This window comes from Mycetocola sp. BIGb0189 (assembly GCF_024810155.1).
GTDB classification, from domain to species: domain Bacteria; phylum Actinomycetota; class Actinomycetes; order Actinomycetales; family Microbacteriaceae; genus Mycetocola; species Mycetocola lacteus.
Map to the genome: position 1 here is coordinate 1 of NZ_JANUED010000017.1, position 1,177 is coordinate 1,177.

Below are 1,177 nucleotides of genomic sequence, written 5' to 3' on the forward strand. Positions count from 1 at the left end.
TTAGCTTCTGTACATCAGACACCAGGTGCCTCCTTCGCTTTGGCCTCAGCAGCAGCACGTACTGACTCCGCATCCACGCCGCGCGCATCAAGGTATTCCCACGCCAACTCGTAAAGCAGTCCGTGCTCCTGGGTGAAGTCCCAGAGTTTGCGTGCCAGATCATCAGCAAGCTTTGGCGAATGCTTCTGCACCTCCACAAGCAATACCGCGACCTGCGCCACCGAGATCTCCGCGTTGATCGCGTATCCCCACTGGGCGAAAGCGGCCGGATCCCGAGTGGCTTCCCCGACTTTGGGATACGCGGCAGTCATCAGCAGGCCAGCGCGCGCCGAGGTATCCAGCACAAGCCGCGCAGCATGCTTGATCAGCGCATCGGCTGACACCTCAGACTCGTTTTCCGGCCACGCCGTCAAGCCCACGACCTCCTGCGCGCTACTCACTGGGAACCCCCTCGGGCAGGTCCACGTACTGGAACAGCACGTAATCCCCCTCGAAGACCCAAGACACGTCGCCATCCGGGAAGTCCTCGTTCCGCAACGCGGACACGCCGTCCGACTCGTCGTGAGAATCAGACAGATCAAACGGGGCATCAATCCACGGCTTGATCCAGCACTCGGCGTGCGACACATACTCGCACCCACACGGCCAGCGCTCATGATGGTCGCACCCTGGGTACTGATGGCAGCGTGAGCTTTCGTCGCCAGGGCAAACGAACTTCCCGTCCTCGATACGGTGCTGCACCTCCGGGAACCCGGTCAGGTCCGGCTCTGTCGGGGTTTCATCTTCGGTCATGGTGTTGTGTCTCCTTCGGTTGTGACGGGCTTCTTCCACGCCCGGAAATTGCGGATATACACGGTGCCGTACGCGACCGCTGACAGCAGGAACCCGTACTGGTGAGTGGTCAACGCGAACGCCACCCACAACACCTGCGCGGCCAAGCCCACAGCCCACCCGGCACGGTTCTTCCCGCCAGCGAGCCACAGCCCGAGGATGCCCACCGCGGTGAGCAGATAGGACCAGAACTCCATCACTCGCCCCCTTCCTTGCGGCGGAGAGCGGCAATGTTCCTGAGAGCCGAATCCTCGTCAACTCCACGAGGGGCGTAACCGATAACTCGGAAGCCGTCAGCTCCGAGCACGGCCTGCTCGGCATCGTCTAACGCCTGCTCCCTCGCCCA

Annotated in this window: 3 protein-coding genes; all 3 read right to left on the reverse strand. The window is 62.2% G+C overall.

Annotated elements, in window-relative coordinates; genetic code table 11:
* Positions 1 to 14: 14 nt before the first annotated feature.
* The 3 genes from M2390_RS16110 to M2390_RS16120 are packed head-to-tail and all read right to left on the reverse strand — an operon-like array spanning position 15 to position 1,028.
* Positions 15 to 440: a hypothetical protein gene (locus M2390_RS16110; RefSeq protein ID WP_259180235.1), complete on the reverse strand. Its 426-nt coding sequence runs from the start codon at positions 438 to 440 to the stop codon at positions 15 to 17.
* Positions 433 to 792 (reverse strand): hypothetical protein, encoded by a 360-nt coding sequence (locus M2390_RS16115; RefSeq protein WP_259180236.1) that lies wholly within the window; start codon positions 790 to 792, stop codon positions 433 to 435. Before M2390_RS16115 ends, M2390_RS16110 begins: the two co-directional genes overlap by 8 nt.
* Complete coding sequence (locus M2390_RS16120; protein ID WP_259180237.1) at positions 789 to 1,028, reverse strand: hypothetical protein; 240 nt, start codon at positions 1,026 to 1,028, stop codon at positions 789 to 791. Before M2390_RS16120 ends, M2390_RS16115 begins: the two co-directional genes overlap by 4 nt.
* Positions 1,029 to 1,177: the final 149 nt, after the last annotated feature.